This window comes from Paenarthrobacter sp. NPDC090520, from assembly GCF_044769205.1.
GTDB lineage: Bacteria > Actinomycetota > Actinomycetes > Actinomycetales > Micrococcaceae > Arthrobacter.
The window spans coordinates 200326-216246 of sequence record NZ_JBIVXM010000002.1 but is presented as its reverse complement, the minus strand read 5'-3'; the positions used below and the strand labels follow the sequence as shown (position 1 = coordinate 216246).

15 protein-coding genes are annotated in these 15921 nt (G+C 63.6%); 5 read left to right on the top strand and 10 right to left on the bottom strand.

Annotated features, from left to right (window positions below; translation table 11 throughout):
• Positions 1–54 precede the first annotated feature (54 nt).
• Positions 55–843 (bottom strand): GntR family transcriptional regulator, encoded by a 789-nt coding sequence (locus ACIQTZ_RS03650; protein ID WP_397321697.1) that lies wholly within the window; start codon positions 841–843, stop codon positions 55–57.
• A 161-nt stretch (positions 844–1004) separates the two neighbouring features.
• Here ACIQTZ_RS03650 and ACIQTZ_RS03645 point away from each other — a divergent pair, with 161 nt between their 5' ends.
• Positions 1005–1298 carry an HPr family phosphocarrier protein gene (locus ACIQTZ_RS03645; RefSeq protein WP_400332109.1) on the top strand — a complete coding sequence of 98 codons (294 nt, stop codon included), beginning with the start codon at positions 1005–1007 and terminating at the stop codon, positions 1296–1298.
• A gap of 110 nt (positions 1299–1408) precedes the next feature.
• On the opposite strand, the gene ACIQTZ_RS03640 is transcribed toward ACIQTZ_RS03645, so the two are convergent.
• From ACIQTZ_RS03640 to ACIQTZ_RS03620, 5 genes are all read right to left on the bottom strand, one after another.
• The gene (locus ACIQTZ_RS03640) at positions 1409–1810 is read right to left on the bottom strand and encodes a cytochrome c oxidase subunit 4 (protein WP_400332106.1); all 402 of its coding nucleotides are present in this window, start codon (positions 1808–1810) and stop codon (positions 1409–1411) included.
• The gene (gene ctaD, locus ACIQTZ_RS03635) at positions 1807–3528 is read right to left on the bottom strand and encodes a cytochrome c oxidase subunit I (RefSeq protein WP_387437250.1); all 1722 of its coding nucleotides are present in this window, start codon (positions 3526–3528) and stop codon (positions 1807–1809) included. The genes ACIQTZ_RS03640 and ctaD overlap by 4 nt, the downstream gene beginning before the upstream one ends.
• Before the next feature lie 10 nt (positions 3529–3538).
• Complete coding sequence (gene coxB, locus ACIQTZ_RS03630) at positions 3539–4408, bottom strand: cytochrome c oxidase subunit II (RefSeq protein ID WP_402977608.1); 870 nt, start codon at positions 4406–4408, stop codon at positions 3539–3541.
• Positions 4409–4591: 183 nt separating this feature from the next.
• Positions 4592–4981, bottom strand: a complete 390-nt coding sequence (locus ACIQTZ_RS03625) for a HesB/IscA family protein (RefSeq protein WP_387437248.1) — start codon at positions 4979–4981, stop codon at positions 4592–4594.
• Positions 4982–5119: 138 nt separating this feature from the next.
• Complete coding sequence (locus ACIQTZ_RS03620) at positions 5120–6574, bottom strand: dipeptidase (protein ID WP_402977605.1); 1455 nt, start codon at positions 6572–6574, stop codon at positions 5120–5122.
• Between the two features lie 113 nt (positions 6575–6687).
• Here ACIQTZ_RS03620 and ACIQTZ_RS03615 point away from each other — a divergent pair, with 113 nt between their 5' ends.
• The gene (locus tag ACIQTZ_RS03615; RefSeq protein ID WP_402977602.1) at positions 6688–7281 is read left to right on the top strand and encodes a DUF3043 domain-containing protein; all 594 of its coding nucleotides are present in this window, start codon (positions 6688–6690) and stop codon (positions 7279–7281) included.
• 73 nt (positions 7282–7354) lie between these two features.
• On the opposite strand, the gene ACIQTZ_RS03610 is transcribed toward ACIQTZ_RS03615, so the two are convergent.
• Positions 7355–8431, bottom strand: coding sequence for a quinone-dependent dihydroorotate dehydrogenase (locus tag ACIQTZ_RS03610; RefSeq protein WP_402977599.1), 1077 nt, complete (start codon positions 8429–8431; stop codon positions 7355–7357).
• Positions 8432–8498: 67 nt separating this feature from the next.
• Between ACIQTZ_RS03610 and ACIQTZ_RS03605 the strand changes: the two genes are divergently transcribed.
• From ACIQTZ_RS03605 to ACIQTZ_RS03595, 3 genes are read left to right on the top strand one after another with little or no spacing between them, the layout of a single operon-like run.
• Positions 8499–10178, top strand: coding sequence for an FAD-binding dehydrogenase (locus tag ACIQTZ_RS03605; protein ID WP_402977596.1), 1680 nt, complete (start codon positions 8499–8501; stop codon positions 10176–10178).
• 9 nt (positions 10179–10187) lie between these two features.
• A complete protein-coding gene (locus tag ACIQTZ_RS03600) occupies positions 10188–11213 on the top strand; it encodes an alpha/beta hydrolase (RefSeq protein ID WP_402977594.1) in 1026 nt (341 codons plus the stop codon).
• Complete coding sequence (locus ACIQTZ_RS03595) at positions 11210–12283, top strand: alpha/beta hydrolase (protein WP_400332091.1); 1074 nt, start codon at positions 11210–11212, stop codon at positions 12281–12283. The genes ACIQTZ_RS03600 and ACIQTZ_RS03595 overlap by 4 nt, the downstream gene beginning before the upstream one ends.
• Positions 12284–12298: 15 nt before the next feature.
• Here the strand turns inward: ACIQTZ_RS03595 and ACIQTZ_RS03590 are convergent, their stop codons facing one another.
• The 3 genes from ACIQTZ_RS03590 to leuA all read right to left on the bottom strand — a co-directional run bounded on the left by ACIQTZ_RS03590 (position 12299) and on the right by leuA (position 15700).
• Positions 12299–13120 (bottom strand): isoprenyl transferase, encoded by an 822-nt coding sequence (locus ACIQTZ_RS03590; RefSeq protein WP_402942758.1) that lies wholly within the window; start codon positions 13118–13120, stop codon positions 12299–12301.
• 2 nt (positions 13121–13122) lie between these two features.
• Positions 13123–13893: a DNA repair protein RecO gene (recO, locus tag ACIQTZ_RS03585; RefSeq protein WP_400332085.1), complete on the bottom strand. Its 771-nt coding sequence runs from the start codon at positions 13891–13893 to the stop codon at positions 13123–13125.
• Positions 13894–13960: 67 nt separating this feature from the next.
• Positions 13961–15700 carry a 2-isopropylmalate synthase gene (gene leuA, locus ACIQTZ_RS03580; RefSeq protein WP_400332083.1) on the bottom strand — a complete coding sequence of 580 codons (1740 nt, stop codon included), beginning with the start codon at positions 15698–15700 and terminating at the stop codon, positions 13961–13963.
• Positions 15701–15921 lie beyond the last annotated feature (221 nt).

Genomic DNA, 15921 nt, shown 5'->3' with positions numbered 1-15921 from the left:
CCGCCCTTTCTGCATATCCGGCCGCTGCCCTGCGTGCCGGAGCAAGTGATGCTGCTACTGCGTCCTGTAGCCCGACGAATAGTTCCTGGTAGGCCGCACACCGGGCCGCTGCAGGGGTATCCACAGCTTGTACCTGTCCGCACGATAGTAGGAGACCGAGTAGTCCACCATGGCACGGGCCACGAAGGCGTGGCGCTGGATTTTCAACAGCGGCGAGCCGACGTCCACGTTCAAGAGCCGTGCCGTGGATGGTGAGGCCGCCGTCGCTTCGATCATGTCCTCGCCCCACTCCATCACCAAGCCGAACCGCTCACTGAGGACGTTGTAGAGGGAGGTTGGTGGTGCATCGTCCAACAGCCCGGGGACACGGTGTGCGGGGATGAAGTTCTCGTCCACGCTCATGGGCTCATTGTCGGCGAGGAGCAACCGGCGGAAGCGCACCAGGGGTGTGCCCTCCTCCAGTTGTAGTTCCCTCGCCAGGAAGGCGCTGGCCGCGATTTGCTCAAAGCTGAGCACCTTCGCAGCCGGTACCATGCCACGGCGCTGCATTTCCTCGCTGTAGGACGTCAGCTTCACCTGGAGGTCCAGTTTGGGTTTCTTGACGAAGGTCCCCAAACCCACAACCCGTTCCAGCACTTCCTCGCCCACCAAGGCGTCGATGGCTTGGCGCACGGTCATCCTGGCGAGGCCGAAGCGCAGCGACAGATCCCGCTCCGAGGGCAAGGAAGAACCCGGTGGGCAGGACTGCCCAATGAAGGCCCGCAGGATCTCCCTGAGCTGAATGTAAATGGGCGTACTGCTGGTGCGGTCAATCTCGCCGGCGATGTTCGCTGCTTCAGGCACAACGTCTCCCAACCGATGTTTGGCTCATACAACAAGGGTAAGTCAGTCGTGCGGAGGTCTAGACCAGTAACGGTCGCAATATCGGCAAAGGGAAGAGCGGCAGCTAGGCTTGCATTGATCCCCTACCCCAACGGGTCTATCGCCCAACGCTAGGAGCTGGCTTGCCGCAGCTGAAATCCTTTGTCGCCGCCGAAATCGGGCTTCACGCCCGGGCGGCGGCCGTTTTTGTCCGCGCCGTCACGGAGACAGGCCTTCCCGTCACCATCCGAAAGATCGATGGCCAGCCGGTGGATGCCAGGTCCCTTCTGGAAGTCATGACCGAAGACTTCGCCCACGGCTGCGAGGTTGTCCTGGAAGTCACCCAAGACACCCCTGAAGGCCCGCAGACGGCGTTGCAAGCCGCAGATGCACTCTCAGCACTCTCCGCCATTCTTGAGGCTTCGGAGGCCCACTGAGCGGCCGCCAAGTGCCGGTGAGAATCAGCGGGGCGGCACCTGCACAAACGTGAAAAACGACGTCGGCCCCCACCATAAGGTGGGGGCCGACGTCGTAATGACTGTGTTGCTTAGTGGGCGTGGTCGCCGCGGCTGTACTCGAAGACCCAGCCGACGAGTGCGACGACGGCAAGACCAGCAGCAACGAACGTGACCCAAAAGCCAATTGCCAGGCCCAGGAAGCCGCCTGCGCAGGCAAGGCCCAGAACCAGAGGCCACCAGCTCCAGGGGCTGAAGTGACCCTGCTCGCCGGCACCCTCGTGGATTTCCGCGTCGGGGCGGTCTTCGGGACGCATGCCGACACGCCGGCCGGTGAAGCCAAGGTAGGCACCAATCATGCCCGCCAGGCCACCCACGAGCAGGATGCCGAGCACGCCAACCCATTCAGTCCATCCGGTCAGGATGCCGTAGACGATGGTCACGGGGACGAAGAAGAAGACTCCGGCACCGAAAAGCCAGGATTCGATTTTCACTTGCGGACGTCCTTCTGGTCTGCGTTGCCGAGAACGGCAGCTGCGGGCGAGGGGGCTTCTGCGGTGTGGACCTGTGCAAGCTCGGGGTGGTGAAGGTCCAGGGCCGGACGCTCCGAACGGATCCGGGGCAGGGAGGTGAAGTTGTGACGCGGCGGCGGGCAGGACGTTGCCCACTCAAGCGAGGCACCGAAGCCCCAGGGATCGTCAACTTCAACCTTCTTGTTGCTGCGCCAGGTGATGTACACGTTCCAGAAGAACGGCAGCAGGGATGCGCCCAGGACGAAGGAGGAAATCGTGGAGAACTGGTTCATCCAGGTGAAGTTGTCCTGCGGCATGTAGTCGGCGTAACGGCGGGGCATACCTTCAACACCGAGCCAGTGCTGGATCAGGAACGTTCCGTGGAAGCCAAGGAACAGCAGCCAGAAGTGGATCTTGCCGAGGCGCTCGTTGAGCATCTTGCCTGTCCACTTGGGCCACCAGAAGTAGAAGCCGGCGAACATTGCGAAGACGACGGTACCGAACACCACGTAGTGGAAGTGTGCCACCACGAAGTAGGAGTCGGAGACGTGGAAGTCCAGCGGCGGCGAAGCCAGGATGATGCCGGTGAGGCCACCGAAGAGGAAGGTCACCAGGAAGCCGATGCTCCACAGCATGGGTGTCTCGAAGGTGATGGACCCCTGCCACAGCGTTCCGATCCAGTTGAAGAACTTCACGCCGGTAGGGACCGCGATGAGCATGGTCATGAAGGCGAAGAACGGCAGCAGCACGGAACCGGTTACGTACATGTGGTGCGCCCACACCGTGACGGACAGGGCCGCAATGGCGATGGTTGCGTAGACGAGGCCCTTGTAACCGAAGATCGGCTTGCGGCTGAAGACCGGGAAGATCTCAGAGACGATGCCGAAGAACGGCAGCGCGATGATGTACACCTCGGGGTGGCCAAAGAACCAGAACAGGTGCTGCCACAGGACCGCGCCACCGTTTTCGGGATCGAAGATGTGCGCGCCGAAGCGGCGGTCGGCACCGAGTGCAAAGAGCGCAGCAGCGAGCGGCGGGAAGGCCATCAGCACCAGGATGGCCGTAACCAGCGTGTTCCAGGTGAAGATCGGCATACGCCACATGGTCATGCCGGGAGCACGCATGCAGATGATGGTGGTGATGAAGTTGACGGCACCGAGGATGGTTCCGAAACCTGACAGCGCGAGGCCGAAGACCCACAAGTCACCACCAACACCCGGACTGAATGTCGTGTTGGACAACGGAGCGTAGGCGAACCAACCGAAGGACGCAGCACCCTGGGGGGTGATGAAGCCGGAGACGGCGATGGTGGAACCGAACAGGAAGAACCAGAAGGCCAACGCGTTCAGACGCGGGAACGCGACGTCCGGTGCACCGATCTGGAGCGGCATGATCACGTTGGCGAAGCCGGCGAACAGCGGCGTCGCGAACATGAGGAGCATGACCGTGCCATGCATGGTGAACATCTGGTTGTACTGTTCCTTGGTCTGCAGGATCTGCATGCCGGGTTCGAACAGTTCAGCACGGATGAGCAGCGCCATGACGCCGCCGAGGCAGAAGAACACGAACGACGCGATGAGGTACATGTACCCGATGGTCTTGTGGTCCGTGGAGGTGATCCAGTTGACGACAATGCGTCCCTTGGATTTAGGAACTACGGGAGCCTCTAGGGTCCCGGCGGATTGAGTGTAAGTAGCCACGTCGTTCCCCTTACTTTTCGTTCAGGTTCGGGTTGCGGTCGTATTCCGCACCGAGCAGGCCCGTGTTGCCCTCTTGGCGAAGCTGGTCCATGTGAGCCTGGAATTCGGACTCGGAGACTACCTTGACGCGGAAGAGCATTTCGGAGTGGTATTCACCGCAAAGTTCAGCACACTTACCGTCGAAGGTGCCTTCCTTGGTGGGGGTGAAACGGATGTAGTTGGTCTTGCCGGGGATCATGTCGCGCTTCTGCAGGAAGGCGGGAACCCAGAAGGAGTGGATGACATCGCGGGAGTTGAGCTCCAGGTCAACCGACTTGTTGACCGGCAAGTAAAGGGTGGGGAGGAGATCCTTGTTGACCTCGTTGCCCGTCAGGTGGGCCTGGACGCCGGCCTCGTGGAGGTCCTCGGAAATAACCTGGCCCTGCTTGTAGTTGAAGTCCCAAGCCCACTGCTTGCCACGGACGTCAACGACGACGTCTGCGGCCTGCGAACGGTCATCGATCGCGCGCTGGTCCTGGTCGGTGAAGTAGAAGAACACCAGCACCATGAACAGCGGGATGGTCAAGTAGAAGACCTCGAGCGGCAGGTTGTAGCTGAGCTGCTTCGGGAAACCGGTGGTGCCCTTGCGGCGGCGGTAGGCAATGATGCACCAGACCAGCAGGCCCCACGTGATGATACCGACTGCCAAGGCGGCGATCCATGAGTTGACCCAGAGGTCCATGATCCGGTCAGTGTGGTTGGTGGTGCCGCGCTCTGTAGGCAGCCAACCCTTCTCTACCTCTGGTGAACATCCGGTCAAAACCAACGCGCCGGCTAGTGCCAAGCCAGTGATCGAGGTGATCTTTATGCGTCGGCTGCCGGTTCGGTTCTGCGAACTCACAGACGGCCCTTCCTCTTGTTGCTGTCGCCCGGCAGGCCAAAGGCCCACCGGGCACACTAAAAGTTTTACTACCCGATGTAGAGCTTACCGCTATGAAGCGGTTTTCGCGCACATGTCGGCGCCGTGGCTCCGAACGCGATAAAACACGTCCGGGACGGCGCCGACATGCGGCGATGGCTCACGTCAGTGGAACGAGTCGCCGCAAGCGCACGAGCCGCCGGCGTTCGGGTTGTCAATGGTGAAGCCCTGCTTCGAGATGGTGTCCTCGAAGTCGATGCTCGCACCGCTGAGGTAAGGGACGCTCATTTTGTCCACGACAACCTCGACGCCGTCGTAGTCCCGTACGGCGTCGCCGTCGAGCAGGCGCTCATCGAAGTAGAGCTGGTAGATCAGGCCCGAGCAACCGCCCGGCTGGACTGCAACGCGCAGGCGCAGGTCAGTACGCCCTTCCTGTTCCAGGAGGCTGCGGACCTTGCCTGCTGCGACGTCGGTCAGGTTGACCTCGTGCGTGGGAAGCTCTTCGCTCTCGGCGAGCTGTGCTCCAGTGCTGTTTTCGTTGGTTGCAGTGCTCATTGGCCTACCTTCTTATAACGCGCTTGGCGGCGGCGCCGGGGACGCTGCCTGCCCTTACCCAATTACGTACGGGTTATAGCTCCATGCTACGTCGCGCAGGCGCTGAGCTATAACTCCTGACGTAACCACGGCCCGCAGTTACTTGTTCCCGTTCAACCTGGCCAGCATCAGCGCCTCGGCCAATACGGCGTGCCGGAAGTCCTCAAGGTGCAGTGATTCGTTGGCGCTGTGTGCCCGGCTGTCCGGATCCTCCACGCCGGTGACCAGGATCTGGACCTCGGGGTAGACCTCCATCAAGTCGGCGATGAACGGGATGGAACCCCCTATGCCCATTTCGACGGGCTCCACTCCCCAGGCCTGGCCAAGCGCCCACAACGCCACCTGCGCTGTTTCGGAACTGGTGTCCGTCGAGAATGCATTGCCCCGCTCCCCCGGGGTGAAGGTGACCTTTGCACCGAACGGCGCGTGGGCGTGGACGTGCCGCTCCAGGGCGTCCATGGCTGCTTCCGGATCCTGCCCGGGCGCCAGGCGCATGCTGAATTTTGCCCGGGCTGCTGGAATCAGCGTGTTGGAGGCAACGGCCACCGCCGGCGCGTCGATGCCGATGATGGACAGTGCCGGCTTGGTCCACAGACGCGAGGCGATAGTGCCGCTGCCGGCCAGCTGCACGCCGTCGAGCACTGACGCATCGGCCCGGTAGTCGGCTTCGGCAAGGTCGACTGCAACCTCGTCACGCGCCACCAAACCCTCGACGGCCACATTGCCGTCCTCATCGTGGAGGGTTGCGATCAGGCGGGAGAGCAGGGTGGGCGCATCCAGCACCGGCCCGCCAAACATTCCCGAATGGACGGCGTGCTCCAGGACCCGCACTTCAAACGTGCCGTCGACTAGTCCACGAAGGCTGGTGGTGAGGGCAGGAACGCCCACTTTCCAGTTACTGGAATCAGCCACCACGATCACATCGGAGCGCAGGAGCTCTTTGTGTTCCTCAAGGAAGGTGCGGAACGTTGGCGAGCCGGCTTCCTCTTCACCTTCGAAGAAGAAGGTGACGCCAAGGCCAAAGTCCTGGCCCAGGACTTTCACGGCGGCCCTGTAGGCCGCAAGGTGGGCCATGATGCCTGCTTTGTCATCGGCAGCACCCCGCCCATAGAGGCGGCCCCCGCGCTCCTCCGCCACGAACGGCTCCGATGTCCAGAGCGAACGTTCACCCGGAGGCTGGACGTCGTGGTGGGCGTACAGCAGGATGGTGGGCTTTCCGTCGCGCGCGGGCCGGTGGGCGACGACAGCCGGCCCACCGGGCGTCCCGTCGGCTTTTGCGGCCCGCAGGATCCGGACGTCCTCCATGCCCGATTCGCGCACCAGTGCCGCGACGGCTTCGGCGCTGCGGTCAAGTTCCGCAGGGTCGAAACTGGCCCACGCGATACCCGGGATGGCCACCAGGTCCTTGAGGGCTGAGACCGTCCCGTCGAAATGCTCGTTGACGGCTGCGTTGAGTGCGACGGTGTCCACACCGTCCACGGATTGGCCCGCGACCGGGGTGGTGTCGGAGTTCCCTGGCGTGTTCTGCGGGTTCCCCGCATGTGCTGAAGTCATGCCCCACACCTTACCGCCGGGTAGCTCCCCGCTTGGTGAGGCACGGCACCCCCCACCTTCGCTCCAGCCCCGTACGTAACGTGCGCCACCAGCCCGCGCTGTATTCTGTAGTGGTGTTCGGACGCAAAAAGGAAGAGCCAAGCGCTCAATCAGTAGTTGACCAGGCCCACGCCGCCGCCCATGACCCCGTTATTGGGAAGGGCGCACCCACGCCCAAACGAAAGGCCCAGGAAGCGGCACGTAAGCGCCCCCTGGTGCCGACGGACCGCAAAGCCTCCAAGGAGGCAGAGCGGGTGGCCATCCAGGACCAGCGGCAGAAGATGCGGCAGGCCCTGGACACCGGCGAGGAAAAGTATCTTCCCCTCAGGGACAAGGGTCCGCAGAAGCGCTTTGCCCGCGACTACGTCGATGCCCGCTTCACCCTCGGCGAGTACCTGATGTTCGGCGCGCTACTGTTCGTGGTGGTGTCGTTCATCATTCCGTCCAACAACGCCCAGATCACGTATGTGCTTATCGGTTTCTGGATCATGTTCCTGGCAGTCTTCGTGGATGTCTTCATCCTCTCCCGCCAGCTCCGCAAGCGGCTTACTGCCAAGTTCGGCGAGGTTGAACGCGGCACCGTCTGGTATGGCTGCATGCGCGCCCTCCAGTTCCGCAAGCTCCGCCTCCCCAAGCCTCTGGTCAAGCGCGGCCAGTACCCGTCCTAAGAGCACACCAACCTTAATGTGAAGGCCCCGGACCATCCTGGTCCGGGGCCTTCGTGCTGCCTGGGCCTATCCCCTAAACAGCGCGCTTCCGGATCCTGGCAAGTCCCTTGTTGATGCGTGATGCCCAGAAGGGACCCTCGTAAAGGAATGCCGTGTAACCCTGTACCAGCGTGGCGCCGGCATCCAGCCGTTCCTGGACGTCGTGTGCTGTTTCCACCCCGCCAACGGCGATCAGCACCAACTGGTCCCCCACCGCTTCCTTGAGGCGGCGCAGCACCTCCAGGGAACGCTGCTTCAGCGGTGCACCGGACAGCCCCCCGGCGCCGAGGGATTCCACCTTGGCGGCATCGCTGGCGAGGCCTTCGCGGCCGATGGTGGTGTTCGTGGCGATGATGCCGTCCAGCTTAAGGTCCAACGCCAGCCGGGCGACGTCGTCGATGTCGTCGTTGCTGAGGTCAGGAGCGATCTTGACCAGCAGCGGAACGTGGCGTCCCGCGGATTCGTCAGCCGCGTCACCGACGGCCCGCAGCAGGGGGCGCAGTGTTTCGACGTTCTGGAGCAGCCGCAGCCCCGGCGTATTGGGAGAGCTGACGTTGACCACCAGGTAGTCGGCTGCCGGGGCCAGCCCGCGTGCGCTGACCAGGTAATCCTCTGTGGCAGCATCGAGTTCCACCACTTTGGTCTTGCCAATGTTGACGCCAATCACCGGCCGCACGCCCGCATGGGCACGCTGCAGGGCGGCCCGCGCGGACTTCAGCCGGGGAGCCACTGCTGCGGCGCCGTCGTTGTTGAAGCCCATGCGGTTGATGACCGCGCGGTCCTCAACCAAGCGGAACAGCCGCGGCTTGTCGTTTCCGGGCTGGGCCTGCCCCGTAATGGTGCCCACCTCGATGTGACCGAAACCAAGTTCGGAGAGCGCCTCGATGCCATGGCCCTCCTTGTCGAATCCCGCGGCCAGGCCGAATGGAGAGGGGAAGGTCAAGCCCAGCGCCTCGGTGCGCAGCGATGCATCGGGGGCGGTGATCCTGGCCAGGATCCGGCCGGCACCAGTGCGGTGGGCTGCCCGGATGGCCTGGAAACCGATCTTGTGTGCCTTCTCGGCATCCATCCAGGAAAAGGCAAGCTTGAAGAAGGTGGGGTAAACACGCATGATCCTAGTTTTCCGGTTTCCGCACGACTCACCAAACCCGTGACCTGCCTGGGGCTAGCATGTACCCATGCCGCTTCAGGATCGTGACGGACATCATGGAAACCGCATCAACGCAGATGTGCTGGTGATCGGGGCCGGCCTTTCGGGCCTGGTTGCTGCCGCCACGGTCTATGCAGCGGGCAAGTCCGTGGCCATCCTGGACCAGGAAGGATCCGCATCGCTCGGTGGCCAGGCACATTGGTCGTTCGGTGGCTTGTTCATGGTGGACACCCCTGAACAGCGGCGCCTGGGCGTCAGGGACAGTGCAGAACTGGCCCTCCAGGACTGGTTGTCCTCTGCCGGATTCGATCGCGACGACGATGCCCATGCGCGACGGTGGGCCGAGGCCTACGTTGACTTCGCCTCCGGGGAAAAGCGTTCGTGGCTCAGGAACCTGGGCGTGGGCATCTTCCCGCTCGTGCAGTGGGCAGAACGCGGCGGCTACGGCCCCCAGGACCACGGAAACACTGTCCCCCGCTTCCACGTCGCCTGGGGAACCGGTCCCGCCATCGTCGAACCCTTCGCCGCCAAGGTGCGGGAGGGAGTCGCCGCCCGACGCATCTCGCTGCACCTGCGGCACCGCGCAACAACCCTGACCGTCGCCTCGGGCACCGTCACCGGTGTTGGCGGCGACGTTTTGGAACCGACGACGGCGGCGCGCGGCCAGGCTTCCTCGCGTGCCGTCGTCGGGCCTTTCGAAGCGACGGCAGGAGCCGTGGTGGTAGCCACCGGCGGTATCGGCGGCAACCACGAGACGGTGCGCCGCCAATGGCCAGGTGGCCTGGCGCCTCCGGAAATGCTCAGCGGTGTGCCCGCCTCCGTTGATGGCGCCTTCCTGGCGGTTGCGGAGACCGCCGGTGCGTCGCTGGTCAACGGGGACCGCATGTGGCACTACCCGGAAGGCATCCACAACGACGATCCCGTGTGGCCCAAGCACGGAATCAGGATCCTGCCCGGGCCTTCGTCGCTGTGGTTGGACGCCGAGGGCAGGCAGCTGCCGGCCCCGTTGTTTCCGGGCTTTGACTCCCAGGGCGCGCTCCGTCACATCGTGCGAACCGGACACGGTTACTCCTGGTTCGTCCTGAACCGCACCATCGCCCTGAAGGAACTGGCCCTCTCCGGATCCGAGCAGAACCCGGACCTGACCGGCAAGGACATCCCGTTGTTGCTGGGCCGCCTCAAGCCGCGGGGCGACACGCCCATCGAACGGTTGCTGGAGCGGGGCGCGGATTTCGTCCAGGGAACCTCGCCCCGGGAACTGGCCGCCCGCATGAACGCGCTGGCCGGTACGGAACTGATCGACCCGGACTCTTTGGCTGCGCTCATTCATTCCCGCGATCTCCAGGTTTCCAGCGGGCTCGGAAAGGATCCCCAGCTGGCCCAGATTCGTGCGGCCAGGCGTTTCGCGACGGACCGCCTCATGAGGGTGGCTCCCCCGCACCGCCTCACGGACACCGCCCATGGGCCGCTGCTTGCCATCCGGCTGTCGGTGGTTACCCGCAAAAGCCTTGGCGGTTTGCAAACAGACCTGCGTTCGCGGGTCCTGGGCAGCGACGGTTCTCCCATCGCGGGGTTGTACGCCGTGGGAGAAGCTGCCGGATTCGGCGGTGGTGGCATCCATGGTTACAGGGCGCTTGAAGGAACGTTCCTGGGTGGGTGCCTCTTCACCGGCAGGGCGGCCGGTCGAGAAGCAGCAGCCAGTGTCTAAGCTGGAGCCATGGAGTGGTCAACGGACATCCTCGGCACGGACTTCCAGTCCTGCAGCATCCAGGCCCCTGGACCCGGCGGCGCAAGCCGGCGGGCCACCTTGGTGCGCCACAGGCCGGATGCGGTTCCCGACGACAGCAACGGGCAGGGCGCTCCCGTGGAGGGTCGCGGTGCCGTGCTTTTCCTTCATGGGTGGAGTGACTACTTCTTCAATGTTGAACTGGCGCAGTTCTGGGCCCGCCTGGGATACGGGTTCTATGCCTTGGACATGCACAACCACGGCCGGAGCCTGGGTACCGATACCACCGGCGGCTACGTTGCCGACCTCAACGACTACGATGCCGAGATCCAGCAGGCCCTGGACGTCATCCGCAACGACCCCCCGGCGCGGAACGGGCACAATGTGGCACTTATGGGCCACTCGACCGGTGGCCTCATCGCCGCGCTGTGGGCCAGCCGGCATCCCGGCGCAATCCAGTACTTGATCCTGAACAGCCCTTGGCTGGAAATGCACGGCAATTCGGTGGTGCGCCGGGCCGCGCAGGCCATGGTCCATCCCCTGGCCCGGCTGCGCCCCGAAATGGTGCTGAAGCTTCCGGAGCGGGGCTTCTACTTCCGGAGCATCAGCAGTACGGCCGAAGGGGAATGGCCACTTGATGAGCAATACAGGCCACCGCTGGCCTTTCCGGTCCGGGCGGGATGGCTCCGGGCCGTCCTCGACGGACACACACGGGTGGCGCGCGGGTTGGGGCTGGAGATTCCCGTGCTGGTCCTCACGTCTGCCGCCAGCGCCAACGGCATGGTGTGGCAGGAATCCATGCGCCGCTCCGATGCCGTCCTGGATGTGGATATTATCGCCGTGCGCGCCATGGCACTTGCACAGAGTGTCACGTTGGAGCGGGTGGACGGCGGACTCCATGACGTCTTCCTCTCCGCGCCGAAGGTACGCGCCGATGCGTACTCACGGCTGGCACGGTGGATCCACGGTTTCATGGAGGAGAACACATCTGTCAGCCAGGGGGAAGGCGATACATGACCACCACGGAAGAATCAGTAGGCACCTGGCAACCGGACATCCTCGGAGGTGGCTACCAACGCCTCGACCTGCCCCTGGGGACGGACGAGGAAGGCGAGGTCAAAGCAACCCTGGTCCGGTATCTCCCCGAGCCGGCCGCGCCCCTGCCGCACGGCATCCTGGACTTTTTCCAGGGCTTTGCGCGACGCAAGCGCCGCCACATCCCGCCCGACCCTTCAGCGGCTCCACGCGCGGTCCTCTACCTGCACGGATGGGCCGATTACTTTCTGCAAACCGAACTGGCCGAGTACCTCACGGCCTCGGGATTCCACTTTTACGCCCTGGATCTCCGCAAGTTCGGCCGTAGCCTGCTTCCGGGTCAAACGCCCGGGTACACCTCGGACCTCGCCATCTACGACAACGACATAGCTGCCGCGCTGGACGAAATCGAAGTGGACGTGGCCTCGAGGACCGGCAACCCTGTTCCACCAACGGTGCACATGATCGCCCACTCCCTGGGCGGCCTGATCGCGGCCTTGTGGGCGGACCGCAATCCGGGCCGCATCGGGACGCTCGTGCTGAATTCCCCCTGGTTGGAACTCCAGGGCAGCAGCCTGGTACGCAGCATAGCCATGCACCTGATTGAGCCGTTCGCCCGCACGGACCCGAAGCGGCCCTTCCGGTTCCCTGATATGCCCGCCTACTGGGAAAGTGTCAGCAGCGATGCCCACGGAGAGTGGCTGTTGGATCCTGTGTGGCGGCCCCGGGCATCGTTCCCGATCAGGGCCGGCTGGACCAAGGCCGTCCTGGCCGGGCACAGTACGGTGGAGAGGAAACTCAACATCGACGCTCCCGTCCTGGTCCTGTTGTCCGGGCGCACGAGGATCCAGGCCGAATGGACCGCCGAACTCATGCGCGCCGACGCAGTGATCGATGTGGAGGAAACATCCAGAAGGGCCCTCGGCCTGGGCCGGCGCACGGCGGTGTTCCGCTACCCCGGCGCGCTCCACGATGTTTTCCTGTCACGCAGGACCATCCGCCAGCAGGCGTACCGTGACGTCGCTGTGTGGTTGGCGTCCTATCCCTATTGAAATAGCACGACCGCGCTACGTGGCCGAGGGGGCTGCATCCACGGCGCCACCGTAGCGGCGATCGCGCTTGGCATAGATTTCCACAGCGTCCCAGAGGGTCCGCCTGTCCACATCGGGCCACAGTGTGTCCATGAAGACGAACTCCGCGTAGGCCGACTGCCACAGCAGGAAGTTTGACAATCTCTGTTCGCCGGAGCTGCGCAGGAAAAGATCAACGTCGGGAAGATCCGGCTCATCCAGGTACTTCTGGATGGTCTTTTCAGTCACCGAGCCCGGCTTCAGGACGCCCGCCGCCACGTCCTGGGCGATGGCGGATACTGCGTCGGCAATTTCTGCCCGGCCGCCGTAATTAACACACATGGTCAATGTGCAGGTGTCGTTGCCCCGCGTGTAATCCTCCGCCTCTTCCAGTTCGCGGATCACCGACCCCCACAGCTTGGGCCTGCGCCCCGCCCAACGGATCCGGACTCCCCATTCGTCGAGCTGGTTCCGCTGGCGCCGTAGCACGTCCTTGTTAAATCCCATGAGGAAGCGGACTTCTTCCGGCGACCGCCGCCAGTTTTCCGTGGAAAAGGCATAGACACTGACGTATTTGATGCCGAGCTCGATTGCTCCTGCCATGACGTCGAGGAGGGCTGGTTCTCCCGCCTTGTGCCCCTCGATGCGGGGAAGCCCGCGCTGGTTCGCCCAACGACCGTTGCCATCCATGACAATGGCCACGTGCTGCGGAATGAGCTCTTGGGGAATTTCCGGTGGAACTGCTCCCGACGGGTGGGCGTAGGGTGCGGTGACCGGCGCGGTCCGGGCGGGTGATTTGCTCTTCTTACCTAGTACCACTGCTAGCTTCGCTCCACATGTTTGAGTGATTTCACGGCGCGTTCCAAATGCCATTGCAGATAGCCCGCCACCAGGCCTGCCGCTTCCCTGCGGTGCCGGGGGTCAGAGCCGTCGGCCACACCCCAGTTCCCCGTCAACAGGGCACCAAGAAGCACCACCGTTTCAGGGGCAGGCGCCGGCGATCCTGGCGGACGGCAGTCGCCACAAACCATCCCTCCCAAGGGCGCGGCGAAGGCTGTATGCGGACCAGGGGTTGCACAACGGGCACAATCGGTGAAACTGGGCGCCCAGCCGCCCGTGGCCAAAGCCCGCAGCAGGTAGGAGTCCAGGATGAGTTCCGGCGGATGCTCCGAACGGCTCAGCGCTGCCAAGGCACCCACCAACAGGTTGTACTGGGCTGTGCCTGATTCAGCGTCGACGTCTGTCAACTTCTCTGCCGTCTCGGTCATGGCAGCGGCCACCGTGAAGCGGCCATAATCCGCAGCGATGCTGCTGCCGTAGGCTCCCTTCGCCACCGCTTGCGTCACGATGTCCAGGGTACGGCCGGACACCAACTGGAGGTCGGCCACCATGAACGGTTCAAGCCGGGCCCCGAATCGGCTGCTGGTCCTGCGCACGCCCTTGGCCACTGCCCGGACCTGCCCATGGTGCTTGGTGAGCAGCGTGATGATCCGGTCGGCCTCGCCGAGCTTGTGGGTACGGAGCACCACAGCATCGTCCCGGTAGGACCGGGCTGCGAAAGAGGATGGATTGGCCACATCTAATCTTCGCATTGCGGCGGCTTCCTGGAGCACCGCCAAGCCGTGGGGTGACGGTATTTCACGTCACCCCACGGACCGCCTAGGCCTGGGCGTCGCGGACAGCCCGGTTCACTGCGGAAATCAGGGCCTTCAGCGAGGACGTGGTGGTGCTGGGATCGATCCCTACCCCCCACAGGACCCGCTCGCCGACTGCGCACTCAACGTAGGCAGCGGCACTGGCGCTGCCGCCTTCGGACAGTGCATGTTCGCTGTAGTCCAGGACGCGGACGTCCACGCCGTCATGGTGCAGGATGTCCAGGAACGCGGCGATGGGCCCGTTGCCGTGTCCGGTCCGCCGTACTTCGACGCCGTCAATGCGCAGGGAGGCGTTCATGGTCATGGCGCCCGACTCGTCCGTCTCCGTGCTGACGCTGCCCAGCGAGTAACGGCCCCACTGCGACTGTTCTTCGTCCGAGGGCAGGTATTCATCCTGGAAAATCTGCCACAGCTGGGCGCCACTGACTTCGCCGCCAACGGCGTCGGTGCGGCGCTGGATCACTCCCGAGAACTCGATTTGCGCCCGGCGTGGCAGGTCGAGGTTGTGCTCGTTCTTCAGCAGGTAGGCCACGCCGCCCTTGCCGGACTGGGAGTTGACGCGGATAACGGCCTCGTAGCTGCGGCCGAGGTCCTTGGGATCGATCGGCAGGTACGGAACCTGCCACGTGAAATCCTTGACCGGAACCCCTGCTGTGGCGGCGTCCTTCTCCAGGGCTTCGAAGCCCTTCTTGATGGCATCCTGGTGCGAACCGGAGAAAGCCGTAAATACGAGGTCGCCACCGTAGGGCGCGCGCTCCGGGACCGGCAGTTGGTTGCAGTATTCGACCGTTCGGCGCACCTCGTCGATGTCAGAGAAATCGATCATGGGGTCGATCCCCTGGACGAACATGTTCAGGCCCAGCGTCACCAGGTCCACATTGCCCGTCCGCTCGCCGTTGCCGAACAAGCAACCCTCAATCCGGTCAGCGCCGGCCAGGTAGCCCAGTTCGGCAGCAGCAACACCGGTGCCGCGGTCGTTGTGCGGGTGCAGCGAAATAATGATGCCCTCACGCGGGTGCAGGTTCCGGTGCATCCACTCAATCGAATCGGCGTAGACATTCGGCGTTGCCATCTCCACCGTGGCCGGCAGGTTGATGATGACTTGCTTGTCCGCCGAAGCTTCGAAGACGTCTGCGATGGCGTTGCACACGCGGGCTGCGTACTCCAGCTCGGTTCCCGTGAACGACTCGGGCGAGTACTCGTAGGTGATGTGCGTATCCGCGAGGGTCTCTTCGTACTTCTTGCACAGCCGCGCGCCCTGCAGGGCGATGTCCAGGATTCCGTCCTCATCCTGATTGAAGACCACCCGGCGCTGCAGCACGGACGTGGAGTTGTAGAGGTGCACGATCGCCTGCTTGGCACCAACCAGGGACTCGTACGTCCGCTCGATCAGGTGCTCGCGGGCCTGGGTCAACACCTGGATGGTGACGTCGTCCGGAATGTGGCCGCCTTCGATCAGCTGCCGGACAAAGTCGAAGTCTGTTTGCGATGCCGAAGGGAAACCGACCTCAATCTCCTTGAAACCCATCTTCACCAGCAACTGGAACATCTTCAGCTTGCGGGCCGGGCTCATGGGATCGATCAGGGCCTGGTTGCCGTCCCGGAGGTCGACGGCGCACCAGCGGGGAGCTTTGGTAATGACCTTGTCCGGCCACGTGCGGTCCGGGACTTCAACGGTGATCTGGTCCTGGAACGGCAGGTAGCGGTGAATCGGCATACCGGAGGGCTTTTGTGCATTGCGCATGACGTGTGGCCTTTTCTCTAAGAACTAAGTGAAAGCTTAGCCGGGCACACCGAAACTCCGCGGCGAGGATGGCCCAGCTTTCAATCAGCTATCAGGCCTCGCCGCGGCAGCTAAGAAGAAGCATCTCCGCACGCACAAGTTCACAGTAACACGGTGCGTATGATGACATTGCAACACCCAATGCAACGTCCACTATGCAGACGCCGCGACGGTGGCAACGC